Origin of the sequence: Streptomyces sp. NPDC006332 (genome assembly GCF_040612855.1) — a bacterium.
In the GTDB taxonomy this organism is placed as follows: domain Bacteria; phylum Actinomycetota; class Actinomycetes; order Streptomycetales; family Streptomycetaceae; genus Streptomyces.
This window is the reverse complement of sequence record NZ_JBEXRA010000037.1, coordinates 80,474-97,475: the sequence shown is the minus strand read 5'-3', so window position 1 is coordinate 97,475 and position 17,002 is coordinate 80,474. Positions and strand designations below refer to the sequence as shown.

Here is a 17,002-nt window from a genome sequence, read left to right as displayed (position 1 = left end):
GGATAGATCTGGAGCCCGAGGGTCTGCGTAGCGCTGTCGAGCTCGGCATCAGACTCGGCCAGGGAGAGAAGCGACCCGAGTTCCTCAACCAATTCAGGCAAGCCTTAGTTGGTACGGGGGTCCCGTCTATGAGCTCATAAGGAGCGCCGATCTGTTCGCAGCCGGGGTGCCGCTCAGGCGCGGCGGGTCGTCAGCGGCCGAGCTCCTTGCGGGACACGCGGCGCAGCCTGCGCCGCTGTGAGGGGTCCAGCGTGAGGTAGGCGGCCGCGGGGACGCCCAGGATTATCAGAAGCGAGGCCCACCAGGGCAGCCAGATCAACAGGATCAGTCCGACCGCCACACCTCCTGCGGCGATCTTCGCGTTCTTCGACATGTGCGTCGCCTCCTTCGCGGCCACTGCCGCTCTCTGTCCAGAAGAACGGGTCCGCGCCTCCCACGGTTCCGGACCGTGACCCTGAGACGCCCCTGAGACATCCCTGACGGGCACCCCTACCCGGCCCGCAGGGGCTCTCCCACCTCGTGCATGTGGCGCAAAGCCTGCCGGTAGGAGTCGACGGGCCCGGTCTGCGTGTAGGTGATACCCAGTTCCTCGCAGTGGGCGCGCACCAGGGGCTGGGCGAGCCGCAGATGCGGACGGGGCATGCTGGGGAAGAGGTGGTGCTCGATCTGGTAGTTGAGGCCGCCGAGCAACCAGTCGGTCACGACGCCGCCGCGGACGTTGCGCGAGGTGAGCACCTGGCGGCGCAGGTGCCCCCAGGGGTCGCCGTCCGCGTCCGGCATCTCCATGCCCTTGTGGTTGGGTGCGAAGGACAGCCCCAGATGCAGCCCGAAGAGGGCCTGATGGAGGGCGGCGAACGCGAGGGCCTGCCCGGGCGACATGGCCGCGAGCAGCAGCGTCATGTAGCCGACGAGGTGACTGACCAGCAGCACCGCCTCCCCCCGGCGCTCCCCGGGCGACTGGCGGCGCAGGTCCTTGAAGCCCTGGATCTTCAGGGCGATCCCTTCGAGGAGGGTGAGCGGGAAGAACAGCCAGGCCTGGTGCCGGGTGAGCAGGCGCCTGAAGCCGGTCCGTTCCTTCGCCTGCTCGCCGGTGAACACGAGGACGTCGGCGGCGACGTCGGGATCCTTGTCGATGTGATTGGGGTTGGCGTGGTGCCGGCTGTGTTTGTGGTTCCACCAGGAGAAGCTCATCCCGAGCAGCAGGTTGCCGTGGACGAGGCCGATGAGGCGGCTCACCCTTCTGTCGCCGGTGATCTGCGCGTGCCCGGCGTCGTGACCTATGAAGGCCGTACGTGCGCCGAACACGGCGAGCACCGGGGCGAGGAGCAGGACCCACCAGGAGCCGCCGAGCAGGACGATGCCCGTGACCACCCCGGTCAGGGCGAGCGCGTTGAGGGCGATGACGCGCGCGTACCAGCCGTGCCGCCGCCCGAGGAGGCCCTGGCTCCTGACCGCGCGCAGCAGGGGCGTGAACTCGCTCGAGCCGGGCGGCGGGCCGGACGTGTCCCGTACGCGGAGTGCGAGGGCTGGCGTGTTCTGGGGCATGTCGGAGCTCCGGCTCTCTCAGGGAAACGCGCTGACCTGAGGAAACGTACGTTTTCATGACATGCGGCGACCATGAGGACACCCCCCGTGTGCACGCGGGGGCCAGCACCGCGCGGCAGGGGGGTTGATGCCACCTCGCGGTGGAGTGACACGGATCACGGTGCACAACTTGCCGGGAAGTCTTCGAAGTGCTGTACCCTCGGCGACTCCAGCTCGGTAGTCAAGTTTGAAGAATACGACGAGTGCGGCCAGGAGTCCGCCGCGAACTGACGGGTACCGACTCAACCCGCTTTCCAGAGGAGCCTCTTGTTGTCGCAGGTCAACGACCCCGCCACGGGCCAGGTCGAGTTGGAACAAGCTCACGTCTCCACGCTGTACGAGCTGCTCAGCGGGCGGATCTCCGAGGCCGAGGCACGCCTGGCGGATGTGCTCAAGGTCCCGGCCGAGAGTGCGAGCGAGGCGCACGAGCGGGAAGTCACCGCTGAACGTCTGGCGAAGGAGATCGGTCGGCTGCGCGGAGCCGAGAACGGGCTGGTCTTCGGTCGGATCGACCGAGCCGACGGCACCGTCCTGCGGATGGGCCGGATCGGCATACAGACCGACGAGGAGGACCTGCCCCTCCTGGTGGACTGGCGTGCGCACGCGGCGCGGCCCTTCTACGAAGCGACGCCGGTCCACCCGATGGGCCTGCGGCGGCGCCGCCACCTCCGCCTGGAGGAGCGCACGGTGGCCGCGGTGAGCGACGAGTTGCTGGACGGCTCCGCTCCAACGGATGCGGATGTCGTTGGTGACGGGCCCCTGATGGAGGCCCTTTCAGCGCGGCGTACGGGTCGGATGCAGGCGGCGGTCGCGACGTTGCAGGCCGAGCAGGACGCAATCGTCCGCTCTGCGCACCGCGGAGTGTCAGTGGTCCAGGGCGGCCCCGGCACCGGCAAGACGGTGGTCGCTCTGCACCGGGCGGCCTATGTGCTCTACGCGTTCCCGCGCGCGGCCGAGCACGGTGTCCTGGTGGTCGGTCCGAACGCGCGGTTCCTGGAATACATCTCCCAGGTCCTGCCCTCGCTCGGCGAGAACGATGTCGTCCTGGCGACCTGCCAGGAACTGGCGGGCGTCTTACCGGACAGAGCGGAGCCGCTCGACGGAGCGCGGCTCAAGGGCAGTTCGGCGATGGCCGACGCACTGGCCGGCCTGGTGCGCGGTCATCAGGCTCCGAGCGGCGGCTTCACCGTGCGGATCGGACAGGAAACGGTTCGCCTGCCGGACGACATTGTCGCCACGGCGCGAGACGCCGCCCTGGCGAGCGGGTCGGGACACAACCCCGCGCGTCAGGTGTTCAAAGAACTCCTGGTCGATGCCCTCACCGACGCGCTGGAGCGCAGCACCGGCGACATCCTGGAGCAGATCGACGACGAGGTCGCCACGCTGACCGGCATGGACCTCGACGGCGCGGCGGCGTCCGACCTGCGCCGGCTCGGCCACGACGACGCACCCGCCGCGGGACCTGCCGATGAATTCGACGCGGAAGCCGTCCGGGCCGGCCTCCTTGACGACGCCCACGTCGACCGCACGGTGGAAACGCTGTGGCCGCGACTGGTGCCCGGCGAACTCGTACGTGCCCTGCTGACAAGCCCCGACACTCTCGCCGAGCACCTGCCCGGGCTGACCGCAGACGAGCGGTCGCGACTGCTGCGCACCACGGAGGACTCGTGGACCGATGCCGACGTGCCGCTCCTGGACGAGGCGGCGAGCTTGATCGACGGCCCGCCGCAGCGCACGTACGGGTACGTCGTCGTCGATGAGGCACAGGAACTGACCGCCATGCAGTGGCGGATGATCGTACGGCGATGCCCGGGCAAGGCGATGACGCTGGTGGGCGACTTCGCCCAGGCGGGCCCGGCCACGACGGCACGTGACTGGAAGGAGGCATTGGGCCCCCACGTCGGCCCGCGCTTCAACCTCCATACCCTGACCGTCAGTTACCGCACCACTCAGGAGATCTTGGGTACCACCCGGGATCTTCTCCTACGGATCGCTCCGGACCAGACGCCGACCCGGTCCCTGCGTCACGGTGAGGCTCCCCGCACCGTGCCGACGCGGCCGGACGCGCTGGGCGCCACGGTCGCCTCGGAGGTGCGGACCCAGGCCGCCGCTCACCCTGGTGAGCTCCTCGGGGTGATCTGCGCGGCATCTAGGCTGGAGGAGCTGACGAGCGCGGGGATCGCCGAGCGCGCGCGCATCGTGCCGGCGTCCGAAGCACGCGGTCTGGAGTTCGACGAGGTCGTCGTCGTGAGTCCCGAGGAGATCGTCAGCGCCCGCCCCGGCGGGGAAAGAGATCTCTATGTGGCGCTGACCCGGGCCACCAAGAGGCTCTGCACGATCACCGTCGCGCCCGCGTGATCAATCACCGTCGCTTGTGTCGCACCGAGGGAAGACGCTCACCTCAGTCCTCGGCTCGGACGAAGACAGGCTTGAGGTGTTTCTCCGGCAGCGCGGTCGGCAGGTCCTCCCAGTCGATGACATGGGAGACGACCTTCTCGGGAGCGACCTGGCCCGAGGCCGCGAGTGCGAGGGCGTCGGGGATATGGGCGCGCACGCTGTCGCGCGCGATGCGCAGGGTGACGCCGGTGAGATACATGTCGAGCAGGGGCAGTTCGCCGGGTCGGAAGTGATTGCCCGCCGATTCGCAGATCCCTTCCGGGGCCAAGCACTTGACGGCCAGGGCGAGTTGGTCGACGCGGCCGGTGGCCTCGACCGCGATGTCGAAGGCCTGCGGGATCGGCTCCATCGCTTCAGCCGTGGAGGCTCCGAACCCCCTGGCGATCTCGCGGTGTTCGGGCTCCGGATCGACGTAGAGCACCGTGGAGGCACCGAGGGCGCGGGCGATGTCGCAGACGTACAGGCCGATGCTGCCGCGGGCGACGACCAGCACTCGCGCTCCGGGGCGGGCCTTGAGGTGGGGGGCGACCAGGCGCCAGGCCAGGGACCAGTTGTCGCTGGCGGAGGCCATGGCGACCGGGTCGAGGCCGGTGGGCAGGGGTACGAGCATGGCGTCGGCGTAGGGCACGCGGACCAGGTCGGAGAAGAGCCCGCCCCAGGTGCCACCGACAGGGGCGCCGTACATCGCCATGTAGGGCACGGCGGCGCAGTGCGCGGTCAGCCCGGCGCGGCAGCGGTCGCAGCTGCCGCAGCTGATGGACCAGGGAACGACGACCAGGTCGCCGGGGGTTACCGCGCTCACCGAATCGCCGGTCTCGACGACCCTGGCGACGCACTCGTGGCCGAGGGCGAAGGGCGGCTCGACGAAGCCATGGCCGGCCAGAATGGACGAGTCGACGTCGCACGGGGTGGCGGCGACCGGAGCGACGATCGCCTCCCCGTCCGACCGGAGCTTGGGGTCGGGCGCCTCACGCCACTCGACGGTGCGCCTGGCGACGTAGGTCAGTTCACGCATCGTCCCGCTGCCCCTTCGCCAGGGCCACCAGGTCGGCGTACCGGACGACCGACCCGCCGGCGCCCCAGGTCCCGTCCGGCTGCTCGTGCACCAGCACCCACACCCGCAGGGCGTCGTCCGCGGCCAGGCCGGCGGCGGCGAGAACGGTCTTCGTCGCCTCCTCGACCAGACCGGCCTTGCGGCGCTCGGAGAGGGCGGCCTGCGGGACGGTGACCTCCACCAGGAAGCGCGGCGCGTCGTCCTCGGCCGTGACCTGGGCGCCGTGCGGCAGTTCGACCAGGTAGCTCCAGGCCTGGGCGCGGAAGAACGGGGTGTCAGGCGCGCCCTCCCAGCGCAGCAGCACGGCGGCGAGGTCCCGCTGGACGCTGTCGCGGCCTTGTTCGGTCAGGGCACCGGCCGGGGCCGTGAGACGGATCATCGGCATGGACATCTCTCCTGGTCGTGCGAGGACACAGGTCTATGACGGTCGTCATAGACGGCGACCACGCTAGACTATGACGGTCGTTATATCCAGCGGCATCAGAAGGGACCGTGCAGGTGACCAAGCCCAGCCCGTCGGCACGCGAGCGGATCGTGACCGGTGCGGCCGACATGATCAGTCGGCGCGGCCTGAACGCGACGAGCATCCGCGACACGGCCAAGCACGCCAGGGCCCCGCTCGGGTCGACGTACCACTACTTCCCCGAGGGCAAGCAACAACTGGCCACCGAAGCCGTCCGTTTCACGGGTGAGTGGACCGCGCGTTGCCTGCGCAAGGAGCTGGCGGCGGGTCCGGTCGTCGGCCTCCAGGCCTTTCTCGCCCTGTGGCGCAAGATCGTCGTCGACAGCGACTTCCGCGCCGGCTGTCCCGTACTCGCCGTCTCCATCGAGGAGCCGCCCGCTGACGAGACACCTGCCGCCCTCACGGCCGCCGCCGACGTCTTCACCACGTGGGAGAACCTGCTCGCCACCTCGTTGCGGGAGCACGGCGCCGAGCCCGACCAGGCGGCTCAGCTCGCCACGCTCGTGGTCGCCGCCGTCGAGGGGAGCGTGGCCATGTGCCGCGCGAAGCGCAGCACCCAGCCCCTCGACCACATCACAGAACAGCTGCGGGCGCTCATCCTCGCCACGATCAAGGACTGAGCCGGACCTCGCCCCACTCTCGGGATTCGGACGCAACACTCACCAGCGGCGCTGGTGCCCGCCCCGAGCGAGGCACCAGCAACTCAAGAAGGCTGCGGCACACCCACCCGGACACGGCCGCCGGTTACCCCGCCCGCCCATCCGCGGCCTCCAACGGGACGGCCCCCCGGGCGCCGGCGTCGACACGCCCCCACACCCGCATCCCCCGCGCCCTCACTCGCGAGCCGCATCAGCCTGCCCCGCACCTCGCGAGCGGCCGCTCCAAGCGGCCCACTCTTGTTAACCGGATAATTGTCCGGTACGTTCTTCATGGCAGCGGACAGCTGTCCGCTTGGGACCCGCGCCACGCCCGCCACGTACATGATCTGCGGTAGCGGAGGCGACATACCCACACCCCCGACCCCCTGGAAGGCGCCAAGCCATGAATGTGCTCATCCTCGGCGCGACCGGACCCACCGGTCGCCACGTCGTCGACCTGGCCCTCGAAGCCGGTGACACGGTCACAGCCCTGGCCCGCAGGCCGGAGGCACTGTACGACCTGGCAGATCGGGTCAACGTGGTCGCCGGAGACGCCACCTCGCACAACGACGTCGCGAAAGCCATGATCGGACAGGACGTCGTCATCTCGGCTCTCGGCAGGAGCACATCCGTGCGCGCCGACGACCTGTTCGCCCGCGCCGCCGCGGCTGTGATCGGGGCGGCCAAGGAAGTGGGCGTCTCCCGCCTGGTCTGGCTGTCCTCGTTCGGCGTGGGTGACACCTACCGGTCGGCGAGCGCCGCCCAGAAGGTCATGTACAGCACGTTCCTGCGCAACATCTACGCGAACAAGGAGATCTCCGAGAAGGCGATCCGCTCCAGCGGCCTGGACTGGACGCTGGTCTACCCGACCATGCTGACCAAGGACCCCGCCAAGGGCACCTATCTCGTCGGGGAGCGTCTTCCGATGAAGGGCAACCCGACGATCAGCCGCGCGGACGTCGCCGGCTTCCTGCACAAGGCGGCCTCCAGCCCCGAGTGGATCCACCGCGACGCGGTCATCACGGACTGACGTCGCGCCGAGCTCCCCTCCCAACTTCCGCGGCTGCCGCTCAACCGGTCTTGGGACGGCGAGTCCGAGGTCGTAGGCGAAGATCACGGCCTGGATGCGGTCGCGGGCGCCGATCTTGGCCAGGATGCGTCGGACATGGGTCTTGACGGTGGACTCGGCCACGACGAAATGGGCGGCGATCTCGCCGTTGGTCCAGCCCTTGCCGATGGCGACCAGAATCTCGCGTTCCCGGTCGGTGAGAGCGCGCAGCCTCGCTTCCTGAGCCGGGCCGTCGACAGGTTCCGGTACGTGCTCGGCGTATTCGTCCAGGAGGCGGCGGGCGAGTGCGGGGGCGATCACGGCGTCACCGGCGGCGACGGCCCGGATCCCGGCGAGCAGTTCTTGGGCGCGCACGTCTTTCAGCAGGAACCCGCTGGCACCCGCGCGGAGGGCGGCATGGACGTATTCGTCGAGGTCGAAGGTGGTCAGCACGAGAATGCGGGAGGCGGTCACCGGCGGCGACGATGCGGCGGGTGGCCTCGATGCCGTCCATGCCGGGCATGCGGATGTCCATGAGGACGACGTCGGGCCGTAGTTCAGCCGTCAGGCGGACGGCTTCGGCGCCGTGCGCCGCCTCACCGAGTACGGCGGTCTCGGGGAGGACGTCACACCGTGGTACGACGCCGGTGTCCGACTCGGGACTGTCCGATCGGCTACGGGATCAGCGATTCGAGATCACTGGGAAAGCCGCTCGGCAGCTCGGTCGGGAACCACGAGGGCAGATCGCTGGGCAGTTTGCTGGGCACCCCCGTCGGCAGACTGAACGACGCTGAGGGAGAGCGGCTGGTGCCGGCGCTGCTCCCGGCGGGCGGCTGCTCGTCCGGCGCGTCGTCGCTCCCCGAGCCCATGAGGACCACTGCGACAACCGCCACGGCGGCCACGAGAACGGCCAGCAGGGCGTAGAGGGGGCCGCGCCGCCTTTTCGACGGCCCGTGGCCGTAGCCGTCAGGAGGCCGTTCGTCGTGGCCGTAGCCGACAGGAGGCGGCTCGTCGTGGCCGTAGCCGACAGGAGGCGGTTCGTCATGGCCGTAGCCATCAGGTGGCGGTCCGAAACCGCCGCCCGGGGGCGGGGTGTCGTCCGGCGGTCCGGGCGGTCGAGGGGGTATCGGCGGCATGCCCATACCCCCAGAGTCGCCCCGAACCGGTCAAGTCGTGGCCCCCGCGGGGAAGTTGATACGGACTCATGCCATGGACCGCATGATTCCGGCACATTGCGCGCGGGGGCCTCGGGAGGAGCCGCTCAAGGCGGCACGCGCGTGCGTCAGCCACGCGCTCCCAGCAAGTGGTCCATCGCCAGCTGGTCGAGCCGCTCGAAGGCCATCCCGCGCCCGGCGGCCGCCTCGACGTCGAACCCCTCGAAGGCCGTACGGTCCGCGAGCAGCCCCTTGAGGCCGTCGGCCGCGGTGGGCTGCGCCAGCTCGTCCAGCCGCGAGGCACGCAGGGCTTCCTGGACCTCGGGATCGGCCCGGAAGGCAGCCGCACGGTCCTTGAGGATGAGGTAGTTGCGCATGCAGCCCGCGGCCGACGCCCACACACCGTCGAGGTCCTCGGTGCGCGGCGGCTTGAAGTCGAAGTGCCTCGGGCCCTGGTACCCCGCGCTCTCCAGGAGGTCGACCAGCCAGAAGGCGGCCCGCAGGTCGCCCGCGCCGAAGCGCAGGTCCTGGTCGTACTTGATGCCGGACTGGCCGTTGAGGTCGATGTGGAAGAGCTTGCCCGCCCACAGCGCCTGTGCGATGCCGTGCGGGAAGTTCAGTCCGGCCATCTGCTCGTGGCCGACCTCCGGGTTGACGCCGTACAGCTCGGGCCGCTCAAGGCGCTCGATGAACGCCAGTGCGTGGCCGACCGTGGGCAGCAGGATGTCGCCGCGCGGCTCGTTGGGCTTGGGCTCGATGGCGAAGCGCAGGTCGTAGCCCTGGTCGGTCACGTACTCGCCGAGGAGGTCGAAGGCCTCCTTCATGCGGTCGAGGGCGTCGCGTACGTCCTTGGCGCCACCTGACTCGGCGCCCTCACGTCCACCCCAGGCGACGTAGGTCTCGGCACCGAGCTCGACCGCGAGGTCGATGTTGCGGATCGTCTTGCGCAGGGCGTAACGGCGCACGTCGCGGTCGTTGGCGGTGAACGCGCCGTCCTTGAAGACGGGGTGCGTGAAGAGGTTGGTGGTGGCCATCGGCACCTTCATGCCGGTCGCGTCGAGGGCCTCCCGGAAGCGCTTGACGTGCGCCTCGCGCTCGGTGTCGGACGATCCGAAGGGGATCAGGTCGTCGTCGTGGAAGGTCACACCGTGGGCACCGAGCTCGGACAGGCGCCGCACCGACTCGACCGGGTCGAGGGCCCGGCGGGTGGCGTCACCGAAGGGGTCCCGTCCCTGCCAGCCGACGGTCCACAGGCCGAAGGTGAACCTGTCCTCGGGGGTGGGCTGGTAGTTCATGCCGCGGCTCCTTGTTGCTTGCGACTGATGACTGCGTGCTTGCGACTGATTGCTGCGTTGCTGCGACTGCTCGTCGCTTGGGACTGCTGGGTTGCTGCGACTGCTCGTCGCTTGGGACTGCTGGGTTGCTGCGACTGCTCGTCGCTTGGGACTGCTGCTCGCTCGGACTGTGTGCCGCCGACTATTTCGTCATGGCGATTTACAAATTAGTATGCCGACGCGTCTCTGGGAAGGGACAAGATGTCCTCAGGCAGGGACGAGAACGCAGTGAGAGACATGAGCCGCACTTAGGGAGAGCCCGATGTCAGCAGCCGAGGGTCCGCTCGTCGTCGGTGTGGACACATCCACCCAGTCCACCAAGGCCTTGGTCGTCGACGCGTCGACCGGACGGGTGGTGGCCGGCGGACAGGCCCCGCACACCGTGTCCTCCGGGGCCGGCCGCGAGAGCGACCCACGCCAGTGGTGGGACGCGCTGGGTGAGGCCCTGCGTCAGTGCGGGGACGCCGCGCGCGAGGCGGCCGCGGTGTCGATCGGCGGGCAGCAGCACGGCCTGGTCACGCTCGACGCACAGGGGGAACCGGTGCGTCCGGCCCTGCTGTGGAACGACGTGCGCTCGGCGCCGCAGGCTCGCCGGCTGACCGAGGAGCTCGGCGGCGCCAAGTTCTGGGCCGAACGCACCGGCTCCGTTCCGGCCGCCTCCTTCACGGTCACGAAGTGGGCCTGGCTGGCCGAGCACGAGCCGGAGAACCTCCGCGCCACCAAGGCCGTGCGGCTGCCCCACGACTACCTCACCGAACGGCTCACCGGCCAGGGCACGACCGATCGCGGCGACGTCTCCGGCACCGGCTGGTGGGCGTCGGCGACGGAGACGTACGACAACGAGATCCTCACCCACGTAGGGCTCGATCCCGCCCTGCTGCCTCGTGTGGTCCGCCCCGGCGAAGTGGCCGGTACCGTGCGCGACGGCCACGACCTGCCGTTCGCCAAGGGGACCCTGGTCGCTCCGGGAACCGGCGACAACGCCGCCGCCGCGCTCGGGCTCGGCCTGCGCCCCGGCACCGCCGTACTGAGCCTGGGCACCTCCGGCACGGTCTACGCGGTGTCAAAACGCCGCCCCACCGACCCGACCGGCACCGTGGCGGGCTTCGCCGACGCCCACGGCGACTGGCTGCCGCTGGCCTGCACCCTGAACTGCACCCTCGCCGTCGACCGCGTCGCCGCGCTGCTGGGTCTCGACCGTGAGGCGGTGGCGCCGACGGACGTCACCCTCCTCCCCTACCTGGACGGCGAACGCACCCCGAACCTTCCGAACGCCTCCGGGCTGCTGCACGGCCTGCGACACGACACGAGCGGAGGCCAGCTCCTGCAGGCCGCGTACGACGGCGCCGTCCACGCGCTGCTCGGCGCGCTCGACCTGGTCCTCGACGAGGACGCCGACCGTTCGACCCCGCTGCTGCTGATCGGCGGCGGCGCCCGGGGCACCGCCTGGCAGCAGACCGTCCGCAGGCTGTCGGGGCGTCCCGTCCAGGTGCCCGAGGCCAAGGAACTGGTCGCGTTGGGTGCGGCGGCCCAGGCGGCAGGCCTGCTGACCGGCGAGGACCCGGGAGCGGTCGCCCGACGCTGGAACACGGCTGCCGGGCCGGTGCTCGACGCGGTGGAGCGGGACGAGGCGGCCCTGGCCAGGATCTCCGGGGTACTCTCCGACGCGGCCCCGCTGCTGGAGCGGGGGACGGACCCGAGCTGACGGACACCTGGCCACGCACGACAGTCGACGTGCGCGGTCCGGCCGTCAGCCACCGCCGGACACCATCGACCGAGAACTGACGGAGGCATGACCGCACCGCTGCACGAGACCCACCCGGGCGGGCCCGGGCGTGCGCTGCCCGACACCCAGCAGGGCATGCGGCGGCGCAACCTCGCCCGGGTCATGCACGCCGTGAGTGCCGAGGGGCAGCTGTCCCGCGCCACCGTCGCCGCGCGCATCGGTCTCACCCGTGCCGCGGTGTCGAGCCTCGTCGACGAACTCATCCGGTCGGGGCTGCTGGAGGAATTGGGTCCCGAGCGGCCCGGCCGGGTGGGCAGGCCGGGGTCGGCGCTCGCGGTCAGCGGAAGCGGACCGGCCGGGATCGGCGCCGAGGTCGGCGTCGACCACCTCGCGGTCTGCGCGGTCGACCTCCGTGGACAGGTGCGGGCCCGGGCGGTGCGGTACGGCACGAACCGGGGCCGCTCGCCCGGACCGGTGGTCGCGGAACTCACCGACCTGGTGCGCCGGGTCGTCGCCGAGGCGGAGACCGAGGGGCTGTGGCCCGCCGGGCTGGCCGTGGCCGTGCCGGGGCTGGTGGCACGAGACGCGCGGACCGTCGTACGCGCCCCGAACCTCGACTGGCACGACACGGACCTCGGCGCCCTGCTGCCCGCCGAGTTCACGCCGACCGTGGGCAACGAGGCCAACTTCGGCGCCCTCGCCGAACTCTGGCTCGGCGGCGGCACCCCGCGTGACTTCCTGCACGTGTCCGCCGAGATCGGCATCGGTGCCGCGGTCGTCGTGGACGGCCGCCTGCTGCACGGAACCCGTGGTTTCGCGGGTGAGTTGGGGCATGTGCCGGTCCATCCGGACGGGCCGGAATGCCCGTGCGGCGGACGCGGCTGCCTGGAGCAGTACGCCGGTGAGGAGGCGGTGCTGCGGGCGGCCGGTCTGGAACCGGGCGAGGACCGCGTGGGGCTGCTCGCGCAGCGGGCCACGCAGGGCGACGAGAACGTACGGGATGCCCTGCGCGGCGCGGGAGAGGCGCTCGGGACAGCGCTCACCGGGGCGGTCAACCTGCTGGACCCCGAGGGCGTCGTCCTCGGCGGTGCGCTGGCGGCGCTCGCGCCCTGGCTGCTGCCGTCGCTGCGGGACGAGCTGGCCAGGCGCACGGCGGGGCCGGCCTGCCCGGTGTCCGTGTCCCGGCTGGGTTCCGAGGGGCCGTTGCTGGGGGCCGCGCACTCGGTGGTTCGGGCGGTGCTGGACGACCCGGCGGTGGTGGCCGAACGGGCCTGACGGCTGGGCGACTTCGCGGGAGCAGGGCCTGCCGATTCGCTGGCCCAGGCCCGGCTGATTCATGGGAGCAGGCCCGGCTGATTCACAGGTGCAGGCCCAGCTCACCCGCGGGCGCAGGTGCGGCTGATTCACGGGCGCAGGCCCGGCCCACCTACAGATGCACGGCGGCTTCACTCGTCCGGGTGAGCGAGTTGTCCACAACCGTGCCGTCGTCCACCGAGGCAGACGACGTCCGGCTGCCCAACCGGCAAGCGCCGTACCGTGATTCACGCGGGGCGCAGCGGCCGTGCACAGCTGCCGCGTCCGGCTGAAGAGGGATCACAGGTCGGCAAGGGCACCGACACCAACTGTGCCTGCGTGGCCAAGATCCGCAAACAACGGCCGCCCGAGCGCGAAACTCACCGATGGGGGCACGCCCTGCTTCGGCAGGCAGCGGCGACGCCACGAGGCTGAGCGCGCGCCCCTCGCCCCACCAGTGAACCTCCCCCACCTCCGAAAGGCACTCCGTATGGAACGCGCAAGACCGTTCCCGAGCAGGCGACGGCTGTTGCAGGGCGCCGCCCTCGCCGCCCTCCCTACCGCGCTGCTGCCCGACGCGCTCGCCCGAGCGCAGGGCAGGGCCGTCGACTATCCGTCGGCCGAATGGCAGCCGGCGGTCGGGGCCAACTACACGGTCTCTCATCGTCCCGACTCCTATCCCCTCGACTTCGTGGTCATCCACGTCACCCAGGAGACCTACGCCGACACGCTGGCCATCTTCCGCGACCCGCAGCGGCAGGTGTCCGCGCACTACGTCGTCCGGTCGGCCGACGGTCATGTCGCGCAGTGCGTCCGGGAGGCCGACATCGGCTGGCACGCGGGGAACTGGGACTACAACACCCGCAGCATCGGCGTCGAACACGAGGGCTGGGTGGACCAGCCCGCCTATTTCACCGACGCGCTGTACGAACAGTCGGCCAGGCTGACGGCCGCGATCTGCGCGAACTACGGCATCCCCAAGAACCGGGAGCACATCATCGGACACTACGAGGTACCGGGCGCGGACCACACCGATCCCGGCCCCGCCTGGGACTGGGACCGCTACATGAGACTGGTCGACCTCGCCTGACCGAAGGGGGCGCAACCGCTGGCGGTGCCGACCCACCGTTCGAGAGCACGGTCGAAACGGTTGTCCGCGCGCGTACCCGGAGTGACGATGTCCCCGAGAGTTCACCTGTCGGGGAGGCCGAGTTGTCCGAACCCTGGGTGGCCCTGGAGCCGGGGGCCGACCCCGCCGAGCGTGTGCGGATGCTGCGGCGCGCGCACGAGACGTTCACGGAGGCAGGCACCGTGCCGCGTCCGGTGCGTTCGGTGGTGGCCGACTCCTGGCGGCGTTCGGCACGGGCAGGGGTGGGGCCCGACGGCACCGCGAGCGTGGAACTCTCGGACGGTGACCTCGGCGCCTACCGGGCCGAGCACCCGCTGGCACGGGTGATGCCGCTGTTCCGTGAACTGCTGGGCACGTTCGCCGCGGACGGCGAGCATCTGCTCGCCGTGTGCGACACGCGCGGCCGGCTGCTGTGGGTCGAAGGTCATCCGGCCACCCGCCGCCGGGCGGACCGGATGAACTTCGTTCCGGGTGCCCGGTGGGCGGAGACCGCCGTGGGGACGAACGCGCCGGGCACGGCGGTCGCCCTGGACCGGCCGGTGCAGGTGTTCGCTGCCGAGCACTTCATCCGGCGGGTGCAGCCCTGGACCTGCGCGGCGGCCCCGGTGCACGACCCCCGCTCAGGGCGGGTGCTCGGGGCCGTCGACATCACCGGCGGGGACGGCCTGGCGCATCCGCACAGCCTGGGGTTCGTCCAGGCGGTGGCGCGAGCCGCCGAGTCCCAGCTGGCGCTGCTGCTGCCCGAGCAGCCGACGGTCGACACGCCGGAGCTCAGCGCGCTGGGCCGTGACGAGACACAGCTGTGCGCCGGCGGGCGAAGGATCCGGCTCAGCCGTCGGCACAGCGAGATCGCGGTGCTGCTGGCCCGCCGTCCGGAGGGCCTGAGCGGCGAGGAGTTGCTGTGCGCGCTGTACGAGGACGAGTCGGTGACGCCGGTGACGCTGCGTGCCGAACTGGCCCGGTTGCGCCGGATACTGGGCCCGGGTCTGCTCGCGTCCCGTCCCTACCGGTTCACCGTGCCGGTCGAGTCGGATGTCGCCGTCGTCGAACGGCGGTTGGAGAGCGGCGCCGTGACGGCGGCGGCGAGTGCGTACACCGGTCCGCTGTTGCCGGGCTCGCAGGCACCGGCGGTGGTGCGGCTGCGGCGGCGCCTCGCCGACGGCTTGCGTTCGGCGCTGATCGCCCGCGGGGATCCCGACCTGCTGGCGGACTGGGCGCACGCTCCCTGGGGCGAGGACGACCTGGACGTATGGCGGGCGCTCGCCGCGGTGCGGCCGACGGCGGCGGTGCGGGCGCGTCTGGCGGCGCTGGAGTCCGAGTTGGCGGCGCCGGCCGCGTGGCCACGTCCGGCGGCGCCCTGACCCGGGCACCCGGCTCACGCGACCCCGGCGCCGCGACTTCGGTCACCCGATCTGAGCTCTTCACACCGGGGAGCCACGCAACGTACTTGCAACCTCCCGCTTCCTAGCCTCGGGCTGTCAGCTGCCCAACGGCGGGCAGCGCTTGTGAGGGAGGCAGAGCAGTATGACCCGATACGCGGCGCCCGGAACCGAGGGTGCGATCGTCTCCTACCAGGCGCGCTACGACCATTTCATCGGCGGCGAGTACGTGCCGCCGGCCCGCGGACAGTACTTCGAGAACCCGTCCCCCGTGAACGGGCAACCGTTCACGGAGGTCGCGCGCGGCACCGCGGCGGACGTGGAGAAGGCACTCGACGCGGCGCACGCGGCCGCCCCCGCCTGGGGCCGGGCCTCGGTGACCGAACGCTCCGACATCCTGCTGAAGATCGCAGACCGGATGGCGGCGCACCTCGAACCGCTGGCGGTGGCGGAGAGCTGGGAGAACGGCAAGCCCGTCCGGGAGACGCTGGCGGCGGACATCCCGCTCGCCATCGACCACTTCCGCTACTTCGCGGGAGCGATCCGCGCTCAGGAGGGCTCACTCGGCGAGCTCGACGACGACACGGTGGCGTACCACTTCCACGAACCGCTGGGCGTCGTCGCGCAGATCATCCCCTGGAACTTCCCCATCCTGATGGCCACATGGAAGCTGGCCCCCGCCCTTGCGGCGGGCAACGCGGTCGTCATCAAGCCCGCCGAGCAGACTCCGGTCTCCATCCACTACTGGATGAGCCTCATCGCCGACCTGCTCCCTCCCGGCGTGGTGAACATCGTCAACGGCTTCGGCGCGGAGGCGGGCAAGCCGCTGGCGTCCAGCCCGCGGGTGGCGAAGGTGGCGTTCACCGGCGAGACCACGACGGGGCGGCTGATCATGCAGTACGCCTCGGAGAACATCAAGCCCGTCACCCTGGAACTCGGCGGCAAGTCGCCCAACATCTTCTTCGACGACGTGTGGGCGCAGAACGACGACTTCCGCGACAAGGCGCTCGAAGGCTTCACCATGTTCGCGCTCAACCAGGGGGAGGTGTGCACCTGCCCGTCCCGGGCGCTCATCCAGCGGGGCCACTACGCCGAGTTCCTCAAGGCGGCCGTGGCACGTACCGAGCTGATCAAGCCGGGTCACCCCCTGGACACCGACACCATGATCGGCGCCCAGGCCTCCAACGACCAGCTGGAGAAGATCCTCTCCTATCTGGACATCGGCCGGCAGGAGGGCGCGAAGGTCCTCACTGGCGGTGAACGCGTCCAGTACGACGGCGAGTTGAAGGGCGGCTACTACGTCCAGCCGACCATCTTCGAGGGCGACAACCGCATGCGGATCTTCCAGGAGGAGATCTTCGGACCGGTGGTCTCGGTGACGTCCTTCGACGACTTCGACGACGCGATCAAAATCGCCAACGACTCCCTGTACGGGCTCGGTGCGGGCGTCTGGACGCGGGACATCAACACGGCCTACCGCGCGGGCCGGTCGATCCAAGCGGGCCGCGTCTGGACCAACTGCTACCACGCCTACCCCGCGCACGCTGCCTTCGGTGGGTACAAGCAGTCGGGGATCGGACGTGAGACGCACAAGATGATGCTGGAGCACTATCAGCAGACGAAGAACCTCCTGGTGTCGTACTCGCCGAAGAAGCTGGGCTTCTTCTAGACGGACGAGAAAAGGCGCCTGACCTGGGCTTTTGCCCGTCAGGCGCCTTCCCCTCGGCCGGCCCAGAGTAAGGACCGACTTGCGTCATAACTCCCAGTTCCTCCCACCGCTGTCCCGCTCCTGACCAGTACTTC

14 protein-coding genes and 1 pseudogene are annotated in these 17,002 nt (G+C 70.7%); 8 read left to right on the top strand and 7 right to left on the bottom strand.

The annotated features are described in order from the left end of the window. Positions 1-190: 190 nt before the first annotated feature. Together ABZ027_RS28900 and ABZ027_RS28895 are read right to left on the bottom strand one after the other, a co-directional pair. Positions 191-373: a hypothetical protein gene (locus ABZ027_RS28900; RefSeq protein WP_356773418.1), complete on the bottom strand. Its 183-nt coding sequence runs from the start codon at positions 371-373 to the stop codon at positions 191-193. A 116-nt stretch (positions 374-489) separates the two neighbouring features. Continuing rightward, on the bottom strand, positions 490-1,545 hold the full coding sequence (locus tag ABZ027_RS28895) for an acyl-CoA desaturase (protein ID WP_356773416.1): 1,056 nt from the start codon (positions 1,543-1,545) through the stop codon (positions 490-492). 309 nt (positions 1,546-1,854) lie between these two features. Here ABZ027_RS28895 and ABZ027_RS28890 point away from each other — a divergent pair, with 309 nt between their 5' ends. Next, entirely contained in the window at positions 1,855-3,942 is a 2,088-nt protein-coding gene (locus tag ABZ027_RS28890) for an AAA family ATPase (protein WP_356773414.1), read from the top strand. A 43-nt stretch (positions 3,943-3,985) separates the two neighbouring features. Here ABZ027_RS28890 and ABZ027_RS28885 read toward each other — a convergent pair whose 3' ends face one another. Together ABZ027_RS28885 and ABZ027_RS28880 are read right to left on the bottom strand one after the other, a co-directional pair. After that, complete coding sequence (locus ABZ027_RS28885) at positions 3,986-4,996, bottom strand: alcohol dehydrogenase catalytic domain-containing protein (RefSeq protein WP_356773412.1); 1,011 nt, start codon at positions 4,994-4,996, stop codon at positions 3,986-3,988. Further along, positions 4,989-5,420 (bottom strand): tautomerase family protein, encoded by a 432-nt coding sequence (locus tag ABZ027_RS28880; protein ID WP_356773410.1) that lies wholly within the window; start codon positions 5,418-5,420, stop codon positions 4,989-4,991. Before ABZ027_RS28880 ends, ABZ027_RS28885 begins: the two co-directional genes overlap by 8 nt. Positions 5,421-5,533: 113 nt before the next feature. Between ABZ027_RS28880 and ABZ027_RS28875 the strand changes: the two genes are divergently transcribed. Next, positions 5,534-6,118: a TetR/AcrR family transcriptional regulator gene (locus ABZ027_RS28875; RefSeq protein WP_356773408.1), complete on the top strand. Its 585-nt coding sequence runs from the start codon at positions 5,534-5,536 to the stop codon at positions 6,116-6,118. Positions 6,119-6,539: 421 nt separating this feature from the next. Continuing rightward, a complete protein-coding gene (locus ABZ027_RS28870; protein ID WP_356773406.1) occupies positions 6,540-7,166 on the top strand; it encodes an NAD(P)H-binding protein in 627 nt (208 codons plus the stop codon). 57 nt (positions 7,167-7,223) lie between these two features. Here ABZ027_RS28870 and ABZ027_RS28865 read toward each other — a convergent pair. The 3 genes and pseudogenes from ABZ027_RS28865 to xylA form a co-directional block, all read right to left on the bottom strand. Next, positions 7,224-7,806, bottom strand: a pseudogene (locus ABZ027_RS28865) (response regulator transcription factor); the annotation flags it as partial. Between the two features lie 52 nt (positions 7,807-7,858). Then, a complete protein-coding gene (locus ABZ027_RS28860) occupies positions 7,859-8,320 on the bottom strand; it encodes a hypothetical protein (protein WP_356773405.1) in 462 nt (153 codons plus the stop codon). Positions 8,321-8,466: 146 nt separating this feature from the next. Then, a complete protein-coding gene (gene xylA, locus ABZ027_RS28855; RefSeq protein ID WP_356773403.1) occupies positions 8,467-9,633 on the bottom strand; it encodes a xylose isomerase in 1,167 nt (388 codons plus the stop codon). 301 nt (positions 9,634-9,934) lie between these two features. Between xylA and xylB the strand changes: the two genes are divergently transcribed. From xylB to ABZ027_RS28830, 5 genes are all read left to right on the top strand, one after another. Then, entirely contained in the window at positions 9,935-11,377 is a 1,443-nt protein-coding gene (gene xylB, locus ABZ027_RS28850) for a xylulokinase (RefSeq protein WP_356773401.1), read from the top strand. Between the two features lie 87 nt (positions 11,378-11,464). Further along, positions 11,465-12,673: an ROK family transcriptional regulator gene (locus ABZ027_RS28845; RefSeq protein ID WP_356773399.1), complete on the top strand. Its 1,209-nt coding sequence runs from the start codon at positions 11,465-11,467 to the stop codon at positions 12,671-12,673. 508 nt (positions 12,674-13,181) lie between these two features. Continuing rightward, complete coding sequence (locus ABZ027_RS28840; protein WP_356773397.1) at positions 13,182-13,781, top strand: N-acetylmuramoyl-L-alanine amidase; 600 nt, start codon at positions 13,182-13,184, stop codon at positions 13,779-13,781. Positions 13,782-13,903: 122 nt separating this feature from the next. Then, the gene (locus tag ABZ027_RS28835) at positions 13,904-15,181 is read left to right on the top strand and encodes a GAF domain-containing protein (RefSeq protein ID WP_356773395.1); all 1,278 of its coding nucleotides are present in this window, start codon (positions 13,904-13,906) and stop codon (positions 15,179-15,181) included. Between the two features lie 163 nt (positions 15,182-15,344). Continuing rightward, complete coding sequence (locus ABZ027_RS28830; protein ID WP_356773393.1) at positions 15,345-16,868, top strand: aldehyde dehydrogenase family protein; 1,524 nt, start codon at positions 15,345-15,347, stop codon at positions 16,866-16,868. Positions 16,869-17,002 lie beyond the last annotated feature (134 nt).